General features: G+C 68.0%; 21 protein-coding genes. 9 read left to right on the forward strand and 12 right to left on the reverse strand.

What is annotated here, in order from left to right:
• Positions 1-49: 49 nt before the first annotated feature.
• The 4 genes from PI86_RS04835 to PI86_RS04850 form a co-directional block, all read right to left on the reverse strand.
• Positions 50-1,318, reverse strand: coding sequence for an RNA polymerase sigma factor (locus PI86_RS04835; protein ID WP_039319249.1), 1,269 nt, complete (start codon positions 1,316-1,318; stop codon positions 50-52).
• Positions 1,315-1,731, reverse strand: a complete 417-nt coding sequence (locus PI86_RS04840; RefSeq protein WP_039319252.1) for a VOC family protein — start codon at positions 1,729-1,731, stop codon at positions 1,315-1,317. Before PI86_RS04840 ends, PI86_RS04835 begins: the two co-directional genes overlap by 4 nt.
• A 25-nt stretch (positions 1,732-1,756) precedes the next feature.
• Positions 1,757-2,179 (reverse strand): YciI family protein, encoded by a 423-nt coding sequence (locus PI86_RS04845; protein WP_014900082.1) that lies wholly within the window; start codon positions 2,177-2,179, stop codon positions 1,757-1,759.
• 125 nt (positions 2,180-2,304) lie between these two features.
• Positions 2,305-2,658: a YciI family protein gene (locus PI86_RS04850; protein ID WP_039319255.1), complete on the reverse strand. Its 354-nt coding sequence runs from the start codon at positions 2,656-2,658 to the stop codon at positions 2,305-2,307.
• Between the two features lie 207 nt (positions 2,659-2,865).
• Here PI86_RS04850 and PI86_RS04855 point away from each other — a divergent pair, with 207 nt between their 5' ends.
• The 4 genes from PI86_RS04855 to PI86_RS04870 all read left to right on the forward strand — a co-directional run bounded on the left by PI86_RS04855 (position 2,866) and on the right by PI86_RS04870 (position 7,308).
• Positions 2,866-4,668 carry an ExeM/NucH family extracellular endonuclease gene (locus tag PI86_RS04855; RefSeq protein WP_039319257.1) on the forward strand — a complete coding sequence of 601 codons (1,803 nt, stop codon included), beginning with the start codon at positions 2,866-2,868 and terminating at the stop codon, positions 4,666-4,668.
• A gap of 325 nt (positions 4,669-4,993) precedes the next feature.
• Complete coding sequence (locus tag PI86_RS04860; protein WP_014900085.1) at positions 4,994-5,380, forward strand: DUF883 family protein; 387 nt, start codon at positions 4,994-4,996, stop codon at positions 5,378-5,380.
• 64 nt (positions 5,381-5,444) lie between these two features.
• Positions 5,445-6,029 carry a BPSL1445 family SYLF domain-containing lipoprotein gene (locus PI86_RS04865; protein WP_039319260.1) on the forward strand — a complete coding sequence of 195 codons (585 nt, stop codon included), beginning with the start codon at positions 5,445-5,447 and terminating at the stop codon, positions 6,027-6,029.
• Positions 6,030-6,255: 226 nt separating this feature from the next.
• Complete coding sequence (locus PI86_RS04870; protein WP_039319262.1) at positions 6,256-7,308, forward strand: AI-2E family transporter; 1,053 nt, start codon at positions 6,256-6,258, stop codon at positions 7,306-7,308.
• Positions 7,309-7,317: 9 nt separating this feature from the next.
• On the opposite strand, the gene PI86_RS04875 is transcribed toward PI86_RS04870, so the two are convergent.
• The 6 genes from PI86_RS04875 to PI86_RS04900 form a co-directional block, all read right to left on the reverse strand.
• A complete protein-coding gene (locus tag PI86_RS04875) occupies positions 7,318-7,770 on the reverse strand; it encodes a hypothetical protein (RefSeq protein ID WP_052319366.1) in 453 nt (150 codons plus the stop codon).
• Positions 7,771-7,986: 216 nt separating this feature from the next.
• Positions 7,987-9,003, reverse strand: a complete 1,017-nt coding sequence (locus PI86_RS04880) for an NADP-dependent oxidoreductase (RefSeq protein ID WP_039319267.1) — start codon at positions 9,001-9,003, stop codon at positions 7,987-7,989.
• A 34-nt stretch (positions 9,004-9,037) separates the two neighbouring features.
• Positions 9,038-9,826: an SDR family oxidoreductase gene (locus PI86_RS04885; RefSeq protein WP_014900090.1), complete on the reverse strand. Its 789-nt coding sequence runs from the start codon at positions 9,824-9,826 to the stop codon at positions 9,038-9,040.
• 423 nt (positions 9,827-10,249) lie between these two features.
• Complete coding sequence (locus tag PI86_RS04890) at positions 10,250-10,837, reverse strand: phosphatase PAP2 family protein (RefSeq protein WP_039319269.1); 588 nt, start codon at positions 10,835-10,837, stop codon at positions 10,250-10,252.
• Between the two features lie 81 nt (positions 10,838-10,918).
• Complete coding sequence (locus PI86_RS04895) at positions 10,919-12,235, reverse strand: Nramp family divalent metal transporter (RefSeq protein WP_039319272.1); 1,317 nt, start codon at positions 12,233-12,235, stop codon at positions 10,919-10,921.
• The gene (locus tag PI86_RS04900; RefSeq protein ID WP_039319275.1) at positions 12,184-13,245 is read right to left on the reverse strand and encodes a helix-turn-helix domain-containing protein; all 1,062 of its coding nucleotides are present in this window, start codon (positions 13,243-13,245) and stop codon (positions 12,184-12,186) included. The genes PI86_RS04895 and PI86_RS04900 overlap by 52 nt, the downstream gene beginning before the upstream one ends.
• 498 nt (positions 13,246-13,743) lie before the next feature.
• On the opposite strand from PI86_RS04900, the gene PI86_RS04905 reads away from it, so the two are divergent.
• Together PI86_RS04905 and PI86_RS04910 are read left to right on the forward strand one after the other, a co-directional pair.
• Positions 13,744-14,664, forward strand: a complete 921-nt coding sequence (locus tag PI86_RS04905; RefSeq protein WP_039319393.1) for a LysR family transcriptional regulator — start codon at positions 13,744-13,746, stop codon at positions 14,662-14,664.
• Between the two features lie 118 nt (positions 14,665-14,782).
• Positions 14,783-15,184, forward strand: a complete 402-nt coding sequence (locus PI86_RS04910; RefSeq protein WP_039319277.1) for an OsmC family protein — start codon at positions 14,783-14,785, stop codon at positions 15,182-15,184.
• Between the two features lie 126 nt (positions 15,185-15,310).
• Here the strand turns inward: PI86_RS04910 and PI86_RS04915 are convergent, their stop codons facing one another.
• Complete coding sequence (locus tag PI86_RS04915; protein ID WP_039319280.1) at positions 15,311-16,192, reverse strand: Dyp-type peroxidase; 882 nt, start codon at positions 16,190-16,192, stop codon at positions 15,311-15,313.
• 488 nt (positions 16,193-16,680) lie between these two features.
• Between PI86_RS04915 and PI86_RS04920 the strand changes: the two genes are divergently transcribed.
• A complete protein-coding gene (locus PI86_RS04920) occupies positions 16,681-18,558 on the forward strand; it encodes an ABC transporter ATP-binding protein (protein WP_039319283.1) in 1,878 nt (625 codons plus the stop codon).
• A gap of 384 nt (positions 18,559-18,942) precedes the next feature.
• Entirely contained in the window at positions 18,943-19,914 is a 972-nt protein-coding gene (locus PI86_RS04925; protein WP_082012140.1) for a LysR substrate-binding domain-containing protein, read from the forward strand.
• Between the two features lie 35 nt (positions 19,915-19,949).
• Here PI86_RS04925 and PI86_RS04930 read toward each other — a convergent pair whose 3' ends face one another.
• Positions 19,950-20,852, reverse strand: coding sequence for a LysR family transcriptional regulator (locus PI86_RS04930; RefSeq protein WP_039319285.1), 903 nt, complete (start codon positions 20,850-20,852; stop codon positions 19,950-19,952).
• Positions 20,853-21,080: 228 nt separating this feature from the next.
• Here PI86_RS04930 and PI86_RS04935 point away from each other — a divergent pair, with 228 nt between their 5' ends.
• Positions 21,081-22,043 (forward strand): LysR family transcriptional regulator, encoded by a 963-nt coding sequence (locus PI86_RS04935; protein WP_200885181.1) that lies wholly within the window; start codon positions 21,081-21,083, stop codon positions 22,041-22,043.
• Positions 22,044-22,134: the final 91 nt, after the last annotated feature.

Raw genomic sequence — 22,134 nt, forward strand, 5'->3', positions numbered from 1 at the left:
CGTTCGGCGCCACGCGCGGCTGGCTCACACCGCACGCCCGCGCCCGGCGTCACGCATCCGTCGCCCGCTTGAGCAGCAATTCCCTTTCGCGTTCGTTACGGGTCAATTCCGCCGCGCGCCGGAATTCGGCCTTCGCCTCGTCGGCACGGCCGAGCTTCGCGAGCAGGTCGCCGCGCACGCTCGGCAGCCAGTGATAGCGCGCCAGCGCGGGATCATCGCGCAGCTCATCGACGAGCTCGAGCGCGGCGGCCGGCCCGAACGCCATGCCCACCGCCACCGCGCGGTTCAGTTCGACGACCGGCGACGGCGCGACTTCGGCGAGCGCGTCATACAGCGCGACGATCTGCGCCCAGTCGGTGTCCGACGCGTGCCGCGCACGCGCATGGCAGGCCGCCAGCGCGGCCTGCAGCGCATACGGCCCGCGCACGCCGCCGAGCTGCGTCGCCCGCTCGAGCGCCGCAAGGCCGCGCCGGATCAGCAGCGGATCCCAGCGGCTGCGGTCCTGGTCGAGCAGCAGCACGGGGCGCCCCTGCGCATCGGTACGCGCATGCATGCGCGACGCCTGCAACTCCATCAACGCGACGAGCCCGAGCACTTCGCTTTCGTCCGGCGCGAGCCCGGCCAGCACACGGCCGAGGCGCAGCGCCTCGTCGCACAGCGCCGGGCGCGTCCAGTCGTCGCCCGCGGTCGCCGCATGGCCTTCGTTGAAGATCAGGTAGACCACTTCGAGCACCGACGCGAGCCGCGCGGGCCGCGCATCGATGGCCGGCACCTCGAACGGCACGCGCGCCGCCGTGAGCGTGCGCTTCGCGCGCACGATGCGCTGCGCGATGGTCGGCTCCGGCGCGAGGAACGCCCGCGCGATCTCGCCCGTGGTCAGCCCGCCGAGCAGCCGCAGGGTCAGCGCGACGCGCGCATCGGTCGACAGCACCGGATGGCACGACGTGAAGATCAGCCGCAGCAGGTCGTCGCCGATGTCGTCGTCGCGTGCCTCGGCGAGCGCATCCACGATGTCGGGGACGACATGCGCTTCGAGCGCGTCCATTTCATGACCGAGCTGGTCGCGCTTGGCCGCATGCAGCGACTCCTGCCGGACCCGGTCGAGCGCGCGACGCTTCACGGCCGTCATCAGCCACGCGGCCGGGTTGTCCGGCACGCCGTCGACGGGCCAGTGCTCGAGCGCGGCGACGAGCGTGTCCTGCGCAAGCTCCTCGGCCACGCCGACGTCGCGCACCACGCGCGCGGCGCGCGCGATGATCTTCGGTGCCTCGATGCGCCAGACGGCCTCGATCGCACGATGAGTCGCCTCGCGCGTCACGACGCCGGCCCCTGCGTGGCGGCTTGCTGCTCCACGCAGATCAGCCCCCATTCGTGGCCGTCCGGGTCGGCAAAATCATGGCTGTACATGCCCGGATACGCCTGTGGCTGACGCGGCACGGTGCCGCCGGCCGCGCGCGCTTTCGCGACGACCGCGTCGACCTCGGCACGGCTGTCGCACGACAGGCACGGCAGCACCTGCACGTGCGTCGCCGGTTCGACCACGGTCTTGCCGGTGAAGGTCTGGAAGAACGGCCGTACGAGCAGCATCGCGAAAATGGCGTCGCTGATCCGGATGCAGGCGCCCTGCCCCGTCGTGTAGGCCGGCACGACCTCGTAGCCGAGCCCGACGTAGAACGCCGTCGCGCGCGGCAGGTCGGCCACGGGCAGGTTGACGAAGATCATCTGGTGCATGAGGTCGCTCCCGGTGACGACGGGCTCAGCCGGCGTGGCCGCGCCCGACGTTGAGTTCGCGGAACCGCTCGACCGCGTCGCTGGGCGTCAGGTCGTCCAGCTCGAACAGCGGACGCACCTCGATCTCGCAGTCCATCTCCGCGCCGAACGGTGCGGGGAACCGCCGCGTCCATTCGAGTGCCTCGTCGCGCGAGCGCACCTGGATCAGCGTGTAGCCGGCAATCAGTTCCTTGGTTTCCGCGAACGGGCCATCGACCACCGTGCCCTTGCCGCCCGTGTACCGCACGCGCCAGCCGCGCGCGCTCGGCCGCAGGCCGTTCGCGTCGAGCAGCACGCCGGCCTTGGCCAGTTCCTCGTGATAGACCGTCATCGCCTCGACCAGCCGGTTGTCCGGCAATGCATCGGATTCGCTGACGGCGTTCGCACGGATCATGATCATGAATCGCATTGCTCACTCCTTGTCGTCGGTGGAAAGGGGCATCCGTTCATCGGCGCCTTATCCGGACGACGGGCGGCAGACTGCCGGATCGACGCGCGGCGCGAAGAACCCGGGTAAATACCTAAAAGCCGCATTCACAGGAAGCACGGGCCGAGCGCGCGCACCTCGACCGTGCACCATTGCGCGGCCGGGCACTGGCGCGCGATCTCGATCGCTTCGTCGCGCGTGTCGACGTCGACGATGAAGAAGCCGCCGACCATCTCCTTCGCCTCGGCGAACGGGCCGTCGACGAGGCGCGTCTCGCCGTCGCGCACCTGCACGCGCGTCGCGCGTTCGGAGCGCTCCAGCGACTCGACGCCGCGCAGCACGCCGCGCGCTTTCAGCGTCTCGGCGAAATCGACCATCCGCGCGTAAAGCGCCTGCCCGTCTTCGAGCGTGCGTTCGGCGCGCTGGCCGGTCGGTTCGACAATCAACAGCATGTAGGACATGGAACTCTCCGGTGAGGGCCGTGCGCGACAGCGTCGCAAGCGTCGGCCGGAATGATGCGTCAGGTGCGCAGCGTAACAGCCCCGGCCGGTCGTGCCGTCATCGTTGGCCATCCGGCACTGGCCGAACGGCCATTTCGATCGCAGCGCGCGATTTTGCCGTCAAGATGCTTTCCCGAACCTTCGGATTTTCTTCCTGTGGACCGTTCCATGTCACGCCTGCTGCCGCACCTGGCCTTCGCCGCATCGCTTGCCTTTCCCGTCACGCCTGTCGCCGCCGCACTGCCGGTCAGTGTGCACTGCGGCGGCGCAACCCTGCCGATCGCCGACATCCGGCACCCGGGCGGCACGTCACCGCTGGCCGGGCAGACCACGTCGATCGAAGCGGTCGTCACCGCGGCATTCGGCGGCCCCGACGGCTTCGGCGGCTTCTTCGTCCAGCAGGCGGACGCGCAGCGGCGGCAGCGGCCGGGCGTCCCGGAAGGCCTGTTCGTCTACGCGCCGCGCGCACACGCGAGCGCCGGTGATCTCGTGCACATCACGGGCAGGATCGAGCAGAAGTACGGCCGGACGCAGCTCGCGCTGTCGGGGCACGTCGCCGTCTGCGCGCGCGGCCAGACGGTCACGCCGGCAGAGCTCGTACTGCCGGTCGCCAGCGAGTCCGTGTTCGCCGCGCATGAAGGCATGCGCGTGCGGTTTCCGCAAACGCTGACGGTCAGCGATACCTCCGCACTCGGCCGCTACGGCAGCATCGCGCTCAGCCACGGCCGGTCGTACGTGCCGACTCATGTGGTCCCGCCGGCCGAGGCCGCTGCGCAGGCGGCGGCCAATGCGCGCAACCGCATCGTGCTCGACGACGGTTCGAGTCGCGTGAACCCCGCGATCGTCCGCTATCCGCCACCCGCACTCGGCGCCGCCAACACGCTACGCGCGGGCTACACGGTACGCGGCGTCGACGGCGTGCTCGAACAGCGCTACGGCTCGTGGCGAGTGCAGCCCGTAGCGACCGCGGCGCCGGTCTTCGAGGCCGCGTCGAATCCCCGCGCCGATGCGCCGGCACGCCATGCGCGGGCCGACGTGCGGGTCGTATCGTTCAACGTATTCAATTATTTCAACGGCGACGGCAGCGGCGGCGGCTTCGACGATCCGGCCAACCGCGGCGCGAAGACACCCGCCGCATTCGCGCGGCAGGAAACGAAGATCGTCGCCGCGCTGCGTGCGCTGCGCGCCGACGTGATCGGCCTGATGGAGATCGCAAACAACGGCCATGGCCCAACCAGCGCCGTGCAACGGCTCGCGGCCCGGCTCGGCGGCGGCTGGCGCGCGGTCGACCCCGGCACCGCGCGGCTCGGCCGCGACGCGATCGCGGTCGCGCTGCTGTATGACAGCCGGACGATCGAGCCCGTCGGGCGCGCGGCGAGCGTCGCGCTCGAGGGTCCGAACCGCCCGCCGCTCGCGCAGACGTTTCGTCGCATCGGCGGCACCCGCGCGTTCACGGTCACGGTCAACCATCTGAAATCGAAGAACTGCCCGCGCGCGACCGGCCCGGATCTCGACCAGTCGGATGGCCAGGGCTGCTGGAACGCGACGCGCACGCGCGCGGCCGAACGCGTCGCCGCGTGGCTCGCCACGTCCCCGACCGGCGCCGCGGCCGATGGCGTGCTGCTGATCGGCGACCTGAACAGCTACGCGAACGAGGATCCGCTGCGCGCGCTCGCGTCGCGCGGCTACGCGAACCTCATCGCCCGCTTCCTCGGCCATGCCGGGTACAGCTACGTATTTCGCGGCGAAGCAGGCAACCTCGACCACGCACTCGCGACGTCGCCGCTCGCCGCGCGCGTGAAGGCGGTGCATGTGTGGCACATCAACGCCGACGAGCCGGTTGCCCTGCAATCCGTGCCCGATTACAAAACCCCGGCGCAACGGGCAGCGTATTACGCACCCGACGCATACCGTTCGTCGGATCACGATCCGCTCGTCATCGACCTTGCGCTGGCGGAAGACGGCTCATGAGCCCCTGCGGGCACAAACCCTGCTCCACCAAGCACGGCGATTGGTGCAATTGCATCAACACCCCGCGTGCAACGGCACTATTTACCTGGCGGCCCGGGCGACGCCATATTTACCGGACACTCGCTTCATGCAATTGCCCGCCTCGCTTCATTGCGATTTTTTTCAATGGCCGTGCGGCCCCGTGCGGCGGGGCTTCCCGGGAAGCCTGCCGACGAATTGAAAATTTGTCTCGAAACTCAATTGGATGATGTGAATCACACTGGATGCTGGGATTCGTCTTATCTTCAAATTGGCCTGTAAATCAAATCGAAGGAGGATAAACACCATGGCGCTCACCGACTCGATCGAACACAAGCTGGATCGCGGCCTGTCCGACATCCGTCGCACCGGCCGGCGCGTGGGACGCACGACGCGCTCCGCGGTCCGCGATCTGCATGCGGACGTCACCGACGATCTGCGCGGGCTGGTCGACGAACTCGAAGATCTGCTGAAGAACGATGGCGACGGCGATATCGCCGCGCTGCGCAAGCGCGTGCAGTCGCGGCTCGACGAAGCCCGCAGCACGCTCGACCACGCGTCGGGCACTGCGACCGCCCGGCTGCGCGATTCGGCCGAACGCGTATCGCAAGCCGTGCACGACAACCCGTGGCAGACCGCCGGCGTCGTAGCTGGCCTCGCGTTCGCCGTGGGCCTGCTCCTTGCCCGCCGTTGAACGGGGCTGCCCGCACCGCCGCCCGCCCCGCCCGTCCTCAATCCGACAACGAAGGAGAATCGCCATGCAAAAGTCCCTCGCACTGAAAGCAGCCGCCGCCGTCATGCTCGGCAGCCTCGCGCTTGCCGGCTGCACCACCACCCCCGACAAACCGGACAATGCAGCGGCCAGCGCGTCGAAGCGCCAGTCGATCGACGCGAGCGTGAATGCAACGCTGTCGCGCCTCTATTCGACGGTCCCGGGTTCGCGCGAACTCGTCGCGAAATCGCGCGGCGTGCTGGTGTTCCCGACCGTGCTGCAGGCCGGCTTCATCGTCGGCGGCCAGTCCGGCAACGGCGCGCTGCGCGTCGGCGGCAGCACCGTCGGCTACTACAACACGTCGTCGCTGTCGGTCGGCCTGCAGGCCGGCGCGCAATCGAAAGCGATCGTGTTCCTGTTCATGACGCAGGATGCACTCGACTCGTTCCGCAAGTCCGACGGCTGGGCGGCCGGCGCAGACGCGTCGGTCGCGGTCGTGAAGGTCGGCGCGAACGGCGCGCTCGACACCACGACGGCCACCGCGCCGGTCGAGGTGCTGGTCCTGACCAACGCGGGCCTGATGGGCGACCTGTCGGTGAACGGCACCAAGGTCTCCAAGCTCAACATCTGACGATCCGGCGCGGCAGCGTCGCGTCCGCCCCCCCGGCAACGCCGCGGCCCCGCCGCGGCGTTTTCGCGTGCGCCGCGTGCAGCGGCTATGATGGCGGCACCTTTGCGGGCATACTGCCCATCGGGCCGCCCCTGCGGCGCGCCGCGAACCCGTGACGTTCGCGAGCCGATCGCGCCCGAGGCAACGAGATTCAATCAAACCAGGCATCAATCTGCGCGAACCATCCATGGATAGCGGACACGATCACCAAAAATTCTTCTATTTCCTGCTGTTCGCGGTCACCGTCGGACTGTGCTGGATTCTCGCGCCGTTCTCCGGTGCCGTCTTCTGGGGCACCATTCTCGCCATCCTGTTCCAGCCCGTGCAGCGCTGGCTCGCCGCGCGCTTCGGCAAGCGGCGCAATCTGGCCGCGCTCGTGACGATGTCGCTCATCATCCTGATCGTGATCCTGCCGCTCGTGTTCGTCATGGCGACGCTCGTACAGGAAATCGCATACGTGTACCAGGAACTGAAGAGCGCGCAGCCGAATTATTCGCAGTACTTCCACGACATCATTCACGCGCTGCCGACGTCGATCCAGAACCTGCTGCAGAAATACGGGCTGACCAACATCCCGGGCATCCAGAAGAAACTGACCGACGGCGCCGCGCAGATCAGCCAGTTCGCCGCGGCGCAGGCGCTCAGCATCGGCCAGAACACGTTCCAGTTCGTCGTCAGCTTCGGCGTGATGTTGTACATGGTGTTCTTCCTGCTGCGCGACGGCGGCGAGATCGGCCGCCGCGTGCGCCGCGCGATGCCGCTCGACGAAGAGCACAAGAACCTGCTGCTGGCGAAGTTCACGACGGTCGTGCGTGCGACCGTGAAGGGCAACATCGCGGTCGCGCTCGTGCAGGGCGCGCTCGGCGGCCTGATCTTCTGGATCCTCGGGATCGAGGGCGTCGTGCTGTGGGGCGCGCTGATGGCGTTCCTGTCGCTGCTGCCGGCGATCGGTGCAAGCCTCGTGTGGGTACCCGCCGCACTCTACTTCCTCGCGATCGGCGCGGTCTGGAAATGCGTGATCCTCGTCGCGTTCTGCGTCGGCGTGATCGGCCTCGTCGACAACCTGCTGCGCCCGATCCTCGTCGGCAAGGACACGAAGATGCCCGACTGGGTCGTGCTGATCTCGACACTCGGCGGGATGGCGCTGTTCGGCATCAACGGCTTCGTGATCGGGCCGCTCGTCGCCGCGCTGTTCATGGCGAGCTGGGACATCTACGCTCGCTCCGAACAGGGCGAATGACGCGGCGCGTCACGGATGACGAATCCTGATCACGACGGGCGCCACGGCGCGCGTCGTCATTTCCGGCACTGCCACCGTCATCACGCCGCCATACGGGCCGACACGATGCGCACGATCCGGGTCCAGCGGCACGCTGCGATCGTCGCGCGCATCGCGCCATGTCGCACGAACCTCCGCCTCCGCGGTCCGCGCAAGCGGCTGGCCGTCCAGCCCCACGAGCGCCACATGCGCGCCGGCCAAGCGCCGGCCATGCGCATCGAACCGGAGCGTCGCCGCCGTCGCGCTGGCTGACGCGTCGATCGACGGCGCATCGAATGTCACGTCGTACAGATCGACGAGTGCGCCGGTGAATCGCATGACGCCACCTGCATTCGCCTGCCCAGCCGCGCCGGCGCCCGACATCGCGCACGCGATGCCGATCCCCGTTGCGACGATCCTCAGCCGGTTGGCAACGCGTCGCATCGTTCGATCACACACCAACGCCGATGCTTCCTGCCCAGCTTTCATTCGCATGTTTCGCCTCCCTTCTCGCCGCGCAAATAAAAACGGCGGCGTGACGCACATGTCACGCCGCCGGTTGCTGGCGATTACTTTAAGGAGAGCGGCCGGAACAATATATGGGACAAGTCCTAAATCGATGTCCGCCTGTTCGAACTCAAGGCGCGCGAACGCTGCCGCTCACGCATCCGGATCGACGCGCAGCACGAGCTTGCCGCGATGGTCGCCGTCGAACAGGCGATTCAGCACGTCGGGGGCGTTTTCAAGCCCGTCGGCGACCGTTTCCTCGGCCTTGAGCCGGCCGTCGCGCAGCCATCCGGCAAGCGTCTGCACCGCTTCGCGGCTCTTGCGATAGTCGAGGATGAGGAAGCCGCGCATCGTGATCCGCTTCGAGATCAGCACGCCGACGTCGTCCGCCGCGCGCCCGCTGTTGTAGTTCGAGATCACGCCGCACAGCGCGACGCGCCCGCCGATCACCATGCGCGACAGCACTGCGCGCATCACTTCGCCGCCGACGTTCTCGAAGTTCACGTGCACGCCGTCCGGCGTCGCCGCCTTCAGCTGCTGACGGAAATCGTCGGCCTTGTAGTCGACCGCCGCGTCGAAGCCGAGCGTCTCGGTCAGGTAGCGGCACTTGTCCGCGCCGCCCGCGATGCCCACCACCCGCGCGCCGTGGATCTTGCCGATCTGGCCGGCGATCGAGCCGACCGACCCGGCCGCCGCCGACACGACGAGCGTCTCGCCGGGCTGCACCGGCGCGATGTCGGTCAGCCCGTAGTACGCGGTCAGGCCGCTCATCCCGCACGCGCCGAGCAGCGTCGGCAGCGGCAGGCCCGACTGCGCAGGCAACTTCACGAGTTGCGCAGCCTGGTCGGCCGGTACGACCGCGTAATCCTGCCAGCCGACGAGCCCCTGCACGAGATCGCCCGGCGCGAACCCCGCATGACGCGACACGATCACGCGCCCGATGCCGAGCGCGCGCATCACCTCGCCGATCGCGACGGGCGGCAGGTATTGCGGCACGTCGCTCATCCACACGCGATTGGTCGGGTCCATCGACAGATACAGCACGCGCACGAGCACTTCGCCGTCGGCGAGCGCCGGCACGGGCGTTTCGACGAGCGAAAAGTGTTCACGACCGACCCGCCCTTCCGGGCGGGTCTTCAGCAGCAGCTGGCGGTTCACGGGTGTCGACACGATGTTCTCCTCCGGTTGTGGTTGTCGATGCGCGTCAGACCGCGCACATGCCGCCGTCGATCACGAGTTCGGCGGCCGTCACGAAGCGGCTTTCGTCGGATGCCAGATAGACGGCCGCATGCGCGACGTCGTCCGGGTCGCCGAGCCGGCGCAGCGGAATGCCGCGCGCGAGCTTGCGCGTCGCATCGCGTTCGCCGAGCGACTGGAACAGCGGCTCGACGATTCCCGTGCGGATGAACGCCGGGTGAATCGAGTTGCAGCGCACGTCGAGTTCGCGGCGCGCGCAGTCGATCGCGACCGACTTCGTCAGCGACGCGACCGCGGCCTTCGACGCGTTGTACGCGGTGAAATCCGGCTCGACCTTGAACGCGGCCACCGACGAGATATTGATGATCGACGCCGGGCGGCTTGCGCCCAGGTACGGCAGCGCATGCTTGCAGCCGAGCACGATGCTCTCGACGTTGATCGCCATCACGCGGCGCCACTCGTCGATTTCGATCTGCGCGGGCGCGCCGATCGACCCGACGCCCGCGTTGTTGACGAGCACCGACAGCGCACCCATCGCTTCGTTCGCCTGCGCGAGCAGCGCCTGCCAGCGCGCTTCGTCGCGCACGTCCTGCGTGGCCGCGAACGCGACCGGTGCCGCCTGTCCGGCATTGAGTTCGTGCGCGAACGCGTCGAGCACGGCCGCGTCGGCGATGTCGGTCAGGAACACGCGCGCGCCCTGCTCGACCATCCGGCGCGCGATCGCGCGGCCGAGGCCGCCGGCGGCGCCCGTGATATATGCGCACTTGCCTGCGAGGCGCGGGGAAACGACTGTCATGGAACCTGCTCCTATCGTGAATCGTCGTTGCGGACCGGTGCCGCGACGGCGGTTGCCGCATGCCGGCCGACGCGGGGTTTGCGCGAGTATAGCGAGCCGGCCGCACCGCGCCGGACCAATCAGGCCGGCGACCGCTGCCGGACCCGATCGAACGAGCGCCAGCGTACGCGAATGCCGCCAATCGATGAAATGAATATTCTTAATGCCCGGTCATAGACTCAGCTGATGACCTTCGCATCCGCGGTTGACGCAGCGACGCGGCACGGCCGATCCCGCGGATCAAGCCTGCGGCGTATCGATTCGACCAAAGCTGGGCGCCGGCGGGTGCCGGGGACGGGAAACAACCGGACTGAGGCACGCCATGGCCGCCGTGCGACGACCGCTTGCTCGATCGGGGCGCCGATGCCCCGGGGCGCGCAATCGTCAGAATCCGTCGCCGGACCCGCGCACGAACGCGCAGAACTGCGGGGAATGCGTGTCGATCATCTGCTGGAACGGCGCGCGATGCCCGTATGCGATGCCGGACACGAGAAGCAGGCAGACGGCCGCAATGCGCGGCGAGAACGCGCGCTTGCGGGCGCGGTCGTACGCGTGCAGGAACACCAGCGCGACCAGCGCGCCGAGCAGCCAGCCGACGACGACTTCCGGAGTCGTGTGCGAATGGTCGAACACCCGCGCGACGGCCGTCACCGCGCCGACGGCGAGACCGGCCGCCACGCCCGGCGCCTTCCCCGGGCGGAATGCGTGCCACAGCATCGACAGCGTGACCGTCCACACGGACGTCGACAGCATCGTATGGCCGCTGATCACGCGAAAATCGAACTGCGGGATCTCGACGCCGCAGCCCGCGTAGAGGATCTTGGTGGCCCCGACCAGGCTCATGCCGGCCGCGAGCAGCACGATCCAGCGCACCGCGAGCCGCCAGTTGGACAGCGCGAGCCAGACCGCGCACGTCAGTGCGACCGGCAGGGTCAGCGCGGCATCGCCGATGTTGCTGATTTCACTCCACATAACGGACTTCGAACGGCTAGCGAAAGGCCGCAGTTTAACGCAAGCGCGCCACGGGCCCGTTTCAGCCTGTGACAGGCTGTATCAGCCCACGACACCCGTGATCAGCAGCAGGTTCGTGCCGGTGATGGCGGCGAACAGCGTCCACGCGGCCAGCTGCATCCTGCGGCCGATCGCGTGCTCGCCCATCAGGTTGCGATCGCTGACCGACCGGATCAGCGGCCACATCGCGAACGGCAGCTGCAGGCTCAGCAGCACCTGGCTCCAGACGAGCAGTTGCCCGACCGAGCCTTCGCCGAGCCACAGCACGCCGATCAGCGCCGGCACCAGCGCCAGCCCGCGCGTGATCAACCGGCGCTGGTAGCACGGGATCTTCGTGTGCAGGAAGCCGTCCATGATCACCTGGCCGGCGATCGTGCCGGTCAGCGTCGAGCTTTGCCCCGACGCGAGCAGCGCGATCCCGAACAGCAGCGCGGCCGCGCCGCCGGCGATCGGCGTGATCAGCCGGTACGCCTGTTCGATGTCGGTGACGTTGTGCTGGCCGGTCGCATGGAACGCGGCCCCCGCGACGACCAGGATCGCCGCATTGACGAGCATCGCGACGAACAGCGACACGCAGGTATCGATGCGCACCAGCGCGAGCGTGTCGCGGACCATGCCGCGCGCGCCGCCGACGACCTGCCGCGTCTGCACGACCGACGAATGCAGATACAGGTTGTGCGGCATGATCGTCGCGCCGACGATGCCGAGCGCGAGCACGATCGCGTCCTTGCGGTCATGGCCCGGATCGCCCGGCATGAGCCCCTTCGCGACCGCGTGCCAGTCGGGCGGCGTGATCGCGACCTGCGCGACGAAGCAGAACGCCATCGTCGCGATCAGCCCGAGCACGATCGCCTCGATCTGCCGGACGCCCTTGCCCTGCAACCCGAGTACGATCACCGTGTCGAGCGCGGTCAGCACGATCCCCCACGCGAGCGGCACGCCGAGCAGCAGCTTGAACGCGAGCGCGCAGCCAAGCACTTCGGCGATATCGCACGCGATGATCGACACCTCGGCGGTGACCCACTGCACGACGCGGCCGAAGCGGCCATAACGGTCGTAGCTGGCCTGCGCGAGATCCTTGCCCGCGACGAGGCCGAGCCGCGCGGCGAGCATTTGCAGGAAGATCGCGGCGAGGCTCGAGAACGCGACGACCCACAGCAGCGAATAGCCGAATTGCGAGCCCGCCTGGATGTCGGTGGCCCAGTTGCCGGGATCCATATAGCCGATCGCGACCAGCAGGCCCGGGCCGAAGAAGCGCTTGAGCTTCAGCCAGCGCGACGCGCCGGCGTCGATCCTGATGCTGCCCTTTACTTCCGACGGGCAGAAGGGGGCGGTGGCGGTGGTGGGGAGCAGGGGCATGGAAACCGGGGATCGTGATCGCGACACGGTGATTTTACGGTCATCCGTCCCATTTTCTCCCGTGCCTCGGTGCGCACGCCCCGGCTGGCCCGCTCGCCGTCGGCTTTCGCCGGCCGCGGCGCGGCCTGCGGATCGGGCGACCCCGCGCCGTTCGTCAGGATCCGCTCGCGCTCGGCGACGCGAAATTCGGTCGGCGACATCAGCAGGCGCTGCCGAAACAGCTTCGCCAGACGCTCGCCGCTGCCGAAGCCCGTGCGCCGCGCGACCTTGTCGGCCGGCAGCGTCGTGTGGATCAGCATGTGGCAGGCGCGCTCGAGCCGCACGTGCTGCACGAACTCGGTCGGCGTCACGCCGATTTCCTTCTTGAAGCGCCGCAGGAAATTGCGCTCGCTCATCGCGGCCGTCTGCGCGGCCTCGGCGATCGAGATCCGGTTTGCGCTCTGTGCGCGCAACCGCTGCGCCGACATCCGGATCGACGGGCTCGCGCTCAGTTCGCGGAACGCCCACATCGACTGGGCATAGCGTTGCTCGACCGGCCGCAGCAGGTTGCTGGCGATCTCCTGCGCGGCGCTGTCGCCGAGATCGGCGCGGAACATGTCGAGCACGGCAGCGAACACGTCCGCTTCGCCGGCCTGCAATTCGACCGTTACCGCCGCGCGGCGCGCGCGATCCGGGCGCGCGTGATTCGCGTCCGATGGCCGCTGCGATGCCGCGAGCGCCGACAGGTCCATCGCATCGACGATCCAGCGCGCATGCCGGCGGATGTCGCCCAAGCGGCGCCGCAACGCATCGTTCCAATTGATCGACGCGCGCTCACCGTGAAGATGAAAGAACGCGAGTGCACGATGGCTGTGCTCGTCGCCGAGCGGATCGGCGGCGATCTGGACACCGGACGACGACTGCAGCAATCCCCCACTTTCGGATACGTACTTCAGCTGGTAATCGGCACTGAACGCGTGCAGGCGATTCGCCAGGTTGAAGGCCTCGCCGAGACGCGCGGCCTGGGCCAAAGAAAACCCCGTACTCAAATAGATAACGACCCACCTTTGATCTGCTTCTTCCACTAGCCAAGCCCCCGGACTGTTTCGAATTCTTTTAATACCGTCGAACTGTCAGGCTTATATTTGGTTTGAACACGTGCGACAGGACGGCTATCTCGAAATATGAAGCGACGGCATCTTAGCCGAACGGGTAACGCCTTTGGGCGAAATGGCCGACAGTGACAGCATGATGGCGGATTTCTACAGGCTGTCGCCGCCCGATGGCGGGGGTCTCGCGGAAATCCGCATGCCGATGTGGCCGGCTCGCCTCGCATGCAGGCGCTGCCGCGTATCGGGACGAACGTCGTCGACGTGCATCGAATGGCATCGCTCGTCCCGCACGTACGCGGCCCTCACGGCATGGCCGGCACGCGCGGCAACGCCAGCGCAAGCGAACGCATGCACGCGCGTTCCGTTGTCTGCGCATCCTTTAGAATCGCTCCACCGCCCACCCCGCCGACTTCGTCCGTGCCCGCCGACCATCGTCTCGACCTGAATCTGTTCCGTGTGCTCGACGCCGTCTACGTGCACGGCGGCATCGGCGCGGCCGCCCGCGCGCTGCACCTGACGCAGCCTGCCGTCACGCACGCGCTGAACCGCTTGCGCGCGCATTTCGACGATCCGCTGTTCGTGCGTCAGGGCAACCGCGTCGTGCCGACCGAACGCACGCGCGCGATCATCGCGGACGTGCAGCTTCACCTCGCCGGCCTGCAACGCACCGCCCGCGACCCGTCGGCGTTCGATCCCGCGACGCTCGACCTGAGCATCGCGGTCGGCATTCGCGACGTGCTCGAATCGATCGCGCTGCCGCAGATCGTTGCCGCGTTCGCCGACGAAGCGCCGGGCCTGCGCTTCGTGAGCCGGCGCGTCGCGGTGCACGACATAGAGCGCGAACTCGCGTCGGGCAATCTCGATCTGGCCGTCGATCGACGCGTACAAACCGGCCCGCGCGTCGCGACCGAACACCTGCTCGACGATTCGCTCGTCGTCGCGATGCGGCTCGATCATCCGCTGGCGGGCAGTCCGCTTCGACGCAGTGACTATTTCGCCGCACGGCATATCGCCGTGTCGGCGCTCGGCGAACCACAGTCGCTCGATGTCCTGCTCGGCAACGACGGGCGCTTCCGGCACATCCAGCTCGTCTGCCAGCATTACTTCGCCGCGTGCGAGATCGCCGCGGCGGGCGACCTGCTGCTCACGCTGCCGCGCACGTATGCGCTGCGAATGGCCGCGCTGCTGCCGATCGCGGTGCAGCCGCTGCCGCTGCGGCTCAAGCCGTTTCCGCTGCTCGCGTACTGGCACGAGTCGCGCGAGACCGATCGGGCGCACCAGTGGGTGCGCGAACGCGTCGCCGCGCTCGTGCGGCGCAGTGCCGGCGTCGCCGTCTGATCCGGTCGAGTGTCGTCGACACTCATTGGGCCCGCGATTTCCGTCGAGACGGTATGCTGACGGCTCGAACGCCGCGCATCGTCGCGGCCCCCTCTTTCCCGCTTACCGGAGACTCGCCATGTCGCTCATCCACGCTGCCGCCACCCTCGCCGCCGACGCGCCGAACTACGTCGTCCAGCTGCAGGCCGGCACGCACGCGCTGACCGGCGACGAAGCACCGCGCGAAGGCGGACAGGGCCTCGGCCCGGCCCCGTTCGACTTCGTGCTCGCCGGCCTCGCGCAATGCACGGCCGCGACGCTGCGCATGTACATGCAGCGCAAGACGTGGCCGGCCGTGCGCATCGACGTGCGCACCGAGCTGCATGCCGATCGCGAAGGGCTGCAATACGTGCGTCGCGTCGTGACGCTCGACGGCCCGCTCGACGACGCGCAGCGCCAGCGTCTCGCGGAAATCTGCGAAAAGACGCCAGTCACGCAGTTCATCAAGCGCGGCACGCGCATCGAAACGACGTTGAACTGACGGATGGCGTGCGGCGCACGCGGGGCGGGACGCGCACCGCGCCGCGTGCGATCGACCGCCTGAAAAGCAAAACGGGCGGGCCGCGCGTCATGCGCGGCCCGCCCGTTCGCCGCTATCGTCCGGCGCTTACAGTCCGAGCGCGGAGAGATCCAGCTTGCCGTCCTTCACCGGCGGGCACCAGAAATACGCGCCCGTCAGCGGCCGTGTGAAGCGGAACAGGCCATCGACGATGCCGTCGTCCGCCCCGCTCATCCGGCGCATCTGCACGTCGAACGCACGGAACGAGCAGCCGAACGCGACGAAGTAGAGCCCCGCGCGGCGTGCATCGGACCACGGCGACGAACGGCGCAGCATGAATGCCTCCGGCTCGAAGCTTTCCTGCGCGGTGCGCTTCACGTGCGCGAACTCCGGTGCGTCGTCGAGCTCCTCGTTGTCCGAGCGGCGACGGCCGATGATGTGATCCATGTCGCCCGACGCGATGCGCTCCATCCGGTCGAAGTCGTGCAGCCATTGCTGAACCGCGACGAAGCTCGAGCCGTCGAGCCCCGCGCCCTGCCCCGTGACGATCGCCGCGGCCACCGCGTCGTCGCCGGTCGGGTTTTCGGTGCCGTCCTCGTAACCGGACAGGTCGCGATCGGTCGAATAGCGGAACCCGTCGACCGCATCCTGCAGCGCGAACGCCGGCGCCAACGCGCGCTCGATCGCCCGCGCGCGCAGCACGATTTCGCCGCGATCGTCGCCGCGCAGCCAGATCCACACGTCGGCCGGCGTCACCGGCAGCGCGCGGTCGTTCACCGCGAACGCCGGGTATTCGGTGAGGCCCGGAACCGGGCGCCCGAGGTGCGCGGCCAGCGCCTGGCCAAAACCGGCGACCGCGTCGTGGCCGTCGACGAGCTCGCGCAATGCCGTCAGCGCCGCCGCGACATTGCCGTCGCTCGACATCTTGAAAGTGAGGTATCGGGCCGCCGTGTCGATCGGAGCCAGGATGCCTTGCTGAACGTCGCTCATCGTTTCCTCAGGAATGTATCGTGGTGTATCGGCGGGGCCGCAGCGGCCGGCGCGCAACGCCGCAGTGTAATCGATGCGGCCCGCCACCCCGTGCGGCACCGCACCGCGGAACGCGCACGAAAACAGGGCCGAAACCCTTAATACTAACCGTATCGACGCAGCAACGCCGTATTCGTCAGACGTTGCGGCGCGTCCGGCTCTGCTGATAAACTCCCTACACGTCTTTTCGGCGTCCTTTCAACCGTTCACTTCAGGGAGGTGCAGATGTTCCGAATGCCAGCAACCTTCCCGAACGTGGTCCCACGACGCGGCTGATCCAGCCCGTCGTCCGCGCCGGCTCCCGGGTTCTCCGATAACCCGCCAGTCCGCGCGTATTTCCCGACAGCCCGTTTCGTTTCGCCGCGCATCGTCCGTGCGGCCCGGCTGTTGCGTTTTCGACGTTCTCCGAACCGGAAAGTCCCGTCGCGCGATGCGCCGGGCAACGATACATGACCAGAACAACCACCCATCTGGGCGGCCAGGCATTCCAGGCCGTCTTCGGCTTCACTTTCCGCTACTGGCGCAAGCAGCCGGTGCGCATCGCGACGATCGCGGGGCTGGCGCTGCTCGCCGCGCTTGCCGACGTGCTCACGCCGCTGTTCGCCGGGCGCCTCGTCGATGCGCTGTCGACCGGCCTGACCGACCGCGCCGCCGCGTGGCATTCGGCCGTCACCGCATTCGGCACGCTGGCCGCGCTCGGCATCGGCGCGACGCTGCTGCGGCAAGGCGTCTACCTGAACATCATCACGCTCACGCTGAAGATGATGAGCGAGATCGCCGCCGCGTCGTTCCATCGCGTGCAGCGCTTCTCGACCGACTGGCACGCGAACAGCTTCGCGGGTTCGACCGTGCGCAAGATCACGCGCGGGATCTGGGCGCTCGACCTGCTGAACGACACGGTGCTGATCGCCCTGCTGCCGTCGGTCACGATGCTGGTCGGCGCGACCGTGCTGCTCGGCACGCACTGGCCGGTGATGGGGCTCGTCGTCGGCGCGGGCTCGCTGCTGTACATCTCGGTGACGGTCGCCGTGTCGCTCGGCATCGTCGCGCCGGCCGCGCGGCTCGGCAACCTGTGGGACACACGGATGGGCGGCGCGCTCGCGGACGCGGTGAGCTGCAACGCGGTCGTCAAGGCGTTCGGCGCGGAAACGCGCGAGGAAGCGCGGCTCGCGCGCGTGATCGGCAAGTGGCGTCAGCGCACGCGCCGCACGTGGGTGCGCGGCACATTCAACGGCGGGTTGCAGGGCGCGATGCTCGTCGCGATGCAGGCGGCGATGATCGGCGTCGCGCTGCGGCTGTGGGCGAACGATGAAGCGAGCGTCGGCGACATTGCGTTCTCGCTGACGATGTTCTTCATGCTGCAGGGCTACCTGCGCGACGTCGGCATGCACATCCGCAACCTGCAGCGTTCGGTCAACGACATGGAAGAACTCGTCGCGCTCGAGCGCCAGCCGCTCGGCATCGACGATCGCCCCGACGCGCCGGCGATCCGGATCGGCCAAGGCGAGATCCGTTTCGAGCACGTGACGTTCCGCTACGGCAACCATCCGGTACCGTTGTACGACGACTTCTCGATGCGCATCGCGCCCGGCGAACGCGTGGGCCTCGTCGGCCATTCCGGGTCGGGCAAGACGACGTTCATCAAGCTGATCCAGCGCCTGTACGACGTCTCGGGCGGCCGCATCACGATCGACGGCCAGGACATCGCGCAGGTGCGGCAGGATTCGCTGCGCAGCCAGATCGCGATCGTCCAGCAGGAGCCCGTGCTGTTCCACCGCACGCTTGCGGAGAACATCGCGTATGCGCGTCCGGACGCGAGCCGCGCCGACATCGAGCGCGCCGCGCGTCTCGCCAGCGCACACGACTTCATCGTCGCGCTGCCGGACGGCTATGACACGCTCGTCGGCGAACGCGGGATCAAGCTGTCGGGCGGCGAACGCCAGCGCGTCGCGATCGCGCGCGCGTTCCTCGCCGATGCGCCGATCCTGATCCTCGACGAAGCGACGTCGAGCCTCGACAGCGAAAGCGAGGTGCTGATCCAGCAGGCGATGGAACGGCTGATGATCGGCCGCACGACGCTCGTGGTCGCGCACCGGCTGTCGACGGTGCGTGCGCTCGACCGTCTGCTCGTGCTCGATCGTGGCAAGGTGATCGAGCAAGGCAGTCACGACGCGCTGATTCGCGTCGACGGCGGGATCTATCGCCGCTTGTTCGAGCGGCAGGCGCTGGAGCTGGCAAAGGGCTTGATCGATTCGCCGCGGCCCATGGCGGACGATGATGCCGGGCCGCTGGAGGAACCGGCGGAGTCTGATGCAGGCAGGTCGTGAGGTGGCCCGGCGAGACGGTTTCGATCGCCGGGCCAGGTCGGCGATCGGGATCGGGTCGAGGCCGTGCTGATGCACGGCCTTTTTTTGGTTCGTCTCAGCCGCTCGCGCCCGGGGCCGAATGAACCAGCATCGAACCGCGTCGCGCCGCGCCCCGCTCCCGCTCCGTTCGATGAACCCGAACACACTGTTCGACGTGCCTGTGCTACCCACGTCAACGTGGCTGGCCTAAGCTACCCGAGCCCGCTGCCGACGTCGCAGCATCCGCATCCCGGTACACGCATGCTTGCGCGTCGCAGGCACCGTGTCCGCAACCGTCGACTCCGGCACTGCCGCGCCTCCCGCCGGCCAGGTGAATTCAATCGCGATCGCAACCGGACGCCGCACATGCCCGATAGCACTCACCCGCCGCTGGTCGCTGCCCGGCTTTCACGCACCGTCTCCCCGACGCTCGGCTACGATCTCAACGACCTCTACTATTTCGTGCAAGTCGTCGATTACGGCGGATTCGCACCGGCCGGGCGCGAACTGCGCCTGCCGAAATCGCGGCTGAGCCGGCGCATCGCCATGCTGGAACAGCAGCTGGGCGTCAAGCTCATCCACCGCTCCACCCGCTCGTTCGCGATGACGGAATACGGCCGTGCGTACTATGCGCGCTGCAAGACCATGCTCGCGAGAGTCGACGCCGCGCAAGCGGTGATCGAATCCGCCCATACGCAACCGTGCGGAACCGTTCGACTGTCGTGCCCCGTCGCCCTGCTCCATGCTCACGTGGGCACGATCCTGACCGCCTTCGCGGCCCGCTATCCCGACATCAACATCGAACTGGTCGCGATGAACCGCCGTACCAACGTCATCAGGGAACGGCTGGACCTCGCGCTCCACTCCGATCCGGAGCCGTGGATTGCCCAGGACCTCGTGGCCCGCACGCTGGGGCATTCCCCGCAGTGCCTGGTCGCGGCGGCCACGCTGTGCGAACGGCTGGGCCAGCCGCGCGATCCGTCCGAACTCCGGTCGTGGCCGAGCCTCGCCTTTGGCCTGCCGGCGCCCGATCACGCGTGGTCGCTCGCTGCGCCCGACGGCACGCTGGTGGCGGTGCGCCATGCGCCGCGCTTCGTGACGACCGATTTGCTGACCCTGCGCAAGGCGGCCGTCGCCGGTCTCGGCGTCGCCCAACTACCGGCCGCGATGGTGCGTGACCTGCTGGACGACGGCACGCTCAAGCGGATCCTGCCGCGCTGGTCGCCGCGTCGCGACGTGATTCACGCCGTGTTCTCGACGAGAAAGGGCATCCCGCCCGCGGTCCGACTGCTGATCGATTTCATCGCGCAACGCTTCGAGGCGCTGCAGGATACCTGACCGCAAGCGACCACCACGCGGCGGTCGATAACCGGTCAGGATTCCTCAATGCGCGCAAACTCGTCGGCCAGGAAATCCAGCAGTGCGCGCACCGACGGCAGCAGGCCTCGGCGGGACGGGAATACCGCGTGGACGATCCCGCCTTTCGGCAACCAGTCGGGCAATACCCGGATCAACTCGCCGCGGCGCAGTTCTTCGCTCACCATCATCACCGGCAGCTGAACGACGCCTGCCCCCGCCACGGCAGCCTCACGCAACGCAATCATGTCGTCCGTCACGAACCGCGGCGTGTGACGCACCGTCGCCCGAGCGTCATCGGGGCCGTCGAGGTGCCAGACATGCTGCGGTTGCGGCGGCCCGAAATCGAGGCTGGGCCACTCGGACAGTTCGGCCGGCGCCGCGAGCGCATGCTGCTGCACGAGGGTCGGACTCGCGACCAGGCACCAGGTGCGCGTGCCAAGCACGCGCATCACGAGATCGCTGTCCTTCAGCGGCGGCGGACGCACGCGAATCGCGATGTCGATCCCTTCACCGATCACGTCGACGACCCGGTTGGTCGCCTCGAGTTGCACGGTGACGCGCGGGTTGCGCGCCATGAATTTCCCCAGCATCGCGCCGATTCGGGCGTGCAGCATCGCGACCGGGCAGGTCAGCCGAACCACGCCCTGCGGTTCCGCGCGCATCTGCTCGATCGCCTCCTGCGCCGCCTCCGCCTCAACGAGCATCGCCTTGCAGTGGTTGTAGTAATGCTGGCCGATCTCGGTGACCGAAAACTGGCGAGTGGAGCGCTGCACGAGCCGCACACCGAGATGCTGCTCGAGTGTCGCGATCCGTCGGCTCAAGGTGGATTTCGGCACGCCGAGCACCCGGCTGGCCGGCGCGAAACCCTTGTGGTCAACCACCTGCGCGAAAAAATAGAGATCGTTGAGGTCCTGCATCGGCGCGCTCGATCGTTCCATAAATGAGACGCTGAGGATAACTCGCGCAGTCTACCGACGCAAAACCGCTTCCTCTACGCTTCGGTCATGCGGTCCCCACGCAATCGACCGGTTGAACCGCCCCGGCCGCGCGCCCCGATGTCGCCCGGTCCGGCCAGGCTCGCGCCAGGCCGAATCGCGGTGAAAAACCGCATCTGCTCCACGTCCGATGACCACCGAGATCGCCTCATGAAATCGCTGAACCATGACGATATCCAAGCTTTCCTGCTCGCCGTCGAGCGGCACAGCATTTCCGAGTCCGCACGCCGGCTGGGGTTGTCGAAATCCGTCGTCAGCAAACGTATCAGCGACCTGGAGCGCACGCTCGGCGTCCAGTTGTTGACGCGCTCCACGCGCAACGTCACGCCGACCGAATCCGGACTGACGTTCTACCGCACCGCATCGGAAGCGATCCGCCAGCTCGTCGACGTCGCCGAAGCGATGGCCGAGCAGTCGCACGGATTGTGCGGCGAATTGCGCATCACGTCGCCGGTGAGCCTGACACGGCTCTGGCTCGGGGCCGCGATCGCGCAATTCGCCGCCGCCCATCCGCAATTGCGCGTCACGCTCGAGACCGACGATCGCATCGTCAACCTCGGTGCCGAGCGGTTCGATGTCGCGATCCGCTCCGCGCGGCTTTCCGACAGCACGCTGGTCGCCCGCCGCATCGCCGCCTGCGAACGTGTGGTCGTATGCAGCCCGGACTATCTCGCCACGCACGGCGAACCGGAGTCGATCGACCGGCTGCTCGAACACAAGTGCCTGAACTACAGCCATGCCGCGCCGTCCGCCACGTGGTCCTTCGTCCCGCCGGCCGGCATCGGCAAGCCGCGGACGATCAGCCCCGCAAGCGCCTTCCTGTCCAACAACGTCGAGACGCTGCGCGACGCGGCGATACAAGGTATCGGCATCGCGATGCTGCCGCGCTACATCGCGGACGAAAGCCTGCGCGACAGCCGGCTCGTGCGCGTGCTCGGGGCGGAAACGCCCCAGGACGAGATCATCCATGCCGTTTACCCGCGCAGCCCGTTCGCTAATCGCAAGCTCAGACTGCTCATCGAGCATGTCCGTATCGCTTTGCCAGATCCGCTGTGGCCGGGCATCGACGGCCATGACCAGCCCGTCGATGCGCTCACCGAAGATGTGCTGTGACCTCCGCCACGTCAGCCGAACCGGCACGACGTCGATTGAGCGAGTCGAAACCATTGGCGATCGATGCATATCCAATCGATCAGTTATCCCT

It is taken from the genome of Burkholderia sp. A9, assembly GCF_000801975.1.

What these genes read in the sequence shown, in the direction of transcription:
- PI86_RS04865 (WP_039319260.1), top strand. Translation starts at nt 5,445, where the DNA reads ATGCAAAAGTCCCTCGCACTGAAAGCAGCCGCCGCCGTCATGCTCGGC.
- PI86_RS04915 (WP_039319280.1), bottom strand. Translation starts at nt 16,192, where the DNA reads ATGAGCGACGTTCAGCAAGGCATCCTGGCTCCGATCGACACGGCGGCC.
- PI86_RS04850 (WP_039319255.1), bottom strand. Translation starts at nt 2,658, where the DNA reads ATGTCCTACATGCTGTTGATTGTCGAACCGACCGGCCAGCGCGCCGAA.
- PI86_RS04910 (WP_039319277.1), top strand. Translation starts at nt 14,783, where the DNA reads ATGTCGCTCATCCACGCTGCCGCCACCCTCGCCGCCGACGCGCCGAAC.
- PI86_RS04890 (WP_039319269.1), bottom strand. Translation starts at nt 10,837, where the DNA reads ATGTGGAGTGAAATCAGCAACATCGGCGATGCCGCGCTGACCCTGCCG.
- PI86_RS04840 (WP_039319252.1), bottom strand. Translation starts at nt 1,731, where the DNA reads ATGCACCAGATGATCTTCGTCAACCTGCCCGTGGCCGACCTGCCGCGC.
- PI86_RS04895 (WP_039319272.1), bottom strand. Translation starts at nt 12,235, where the DNA reads ATGCCCCTGCTCCCCACCACCGCCACCGCCCCCTTCTGCCCGTCGGAA.
- PI86_RS04855 (WP_039319257.1), top strand. Translation starts at nt 2,866, where the DNA reads ATGTCACGCCTGCTGCCGCACCTGGCCTTCGCCGCATCGCTTGCCTTT.
- PI86_RS04875 (WP_052319366.1), bottom strand. Translation starts at nt 7,770, where the DNA reads ATGCGACGCGTTGCCAACCGGCTGAGGATCGTCGCAACGGGGATCGGC.
- PI86_RS04925 (WP_082012140.1), top strand. Translation starts at nt 18,943, where the DNA reads ATGCCCGATAGCACTCACCCGCCGCTGGTCGCTGCCCGGCTTTCACGC.
- PI86_RS04870 (WP_039319262.1), top strand. Translation starts at nt 6,256, where the DNA reads ATGGATAGCGGACACGATCACCAAAAATTCTTCTATTTCCTGCTGTTC.
- PI86_RS04920 (WP_039319283.1), top strand. Translation starts at nt 16,681, where the DNA reads ATGACCAGAACAACCACCCATCTGGGCGGCCAGGCATTCCAGGCCGTC.
- PI86_RS04845 (WP_014900082.1), bottom strand. Translation starts at nt 2,179, where the DNA reads ATGCGATTCATGATCATGATCCGTGCGAACGCCGTCAGCGAATCCGAT.
- PI86_RS04930 (WP_039319285.1), bottom strand. Translation starts at nt 20,852, where the DNA reads ATGCAGGACCTCAACGATCTCTATTTTTTCGCGCAGGTGGTTGACCAC.
- PI86_RS04860 (WP_014900085.1), top strand. Translation starts at nt 4,994, where the DNA reads ATGGCGCTCACCGACTCGATCGAACACAAGCTGGATCGCGGCCTGTCC.
- PI86_RS04885 (WP_014900090.1), bottom strand. Translation starts at nt 9,826, where the DNA reads ATGACAGTCGTTTCCCCGCGCCTCGCAGGCAAGTGCGCATATATCACG.
- PI86_RS04935 (WP_200885181.1), top strand. Translation starts at nt 21,081, where the DNA reads ATGAAATCGCTGAACCATGACGATATCCAAGCTTTCCTGCTCGCCGTC.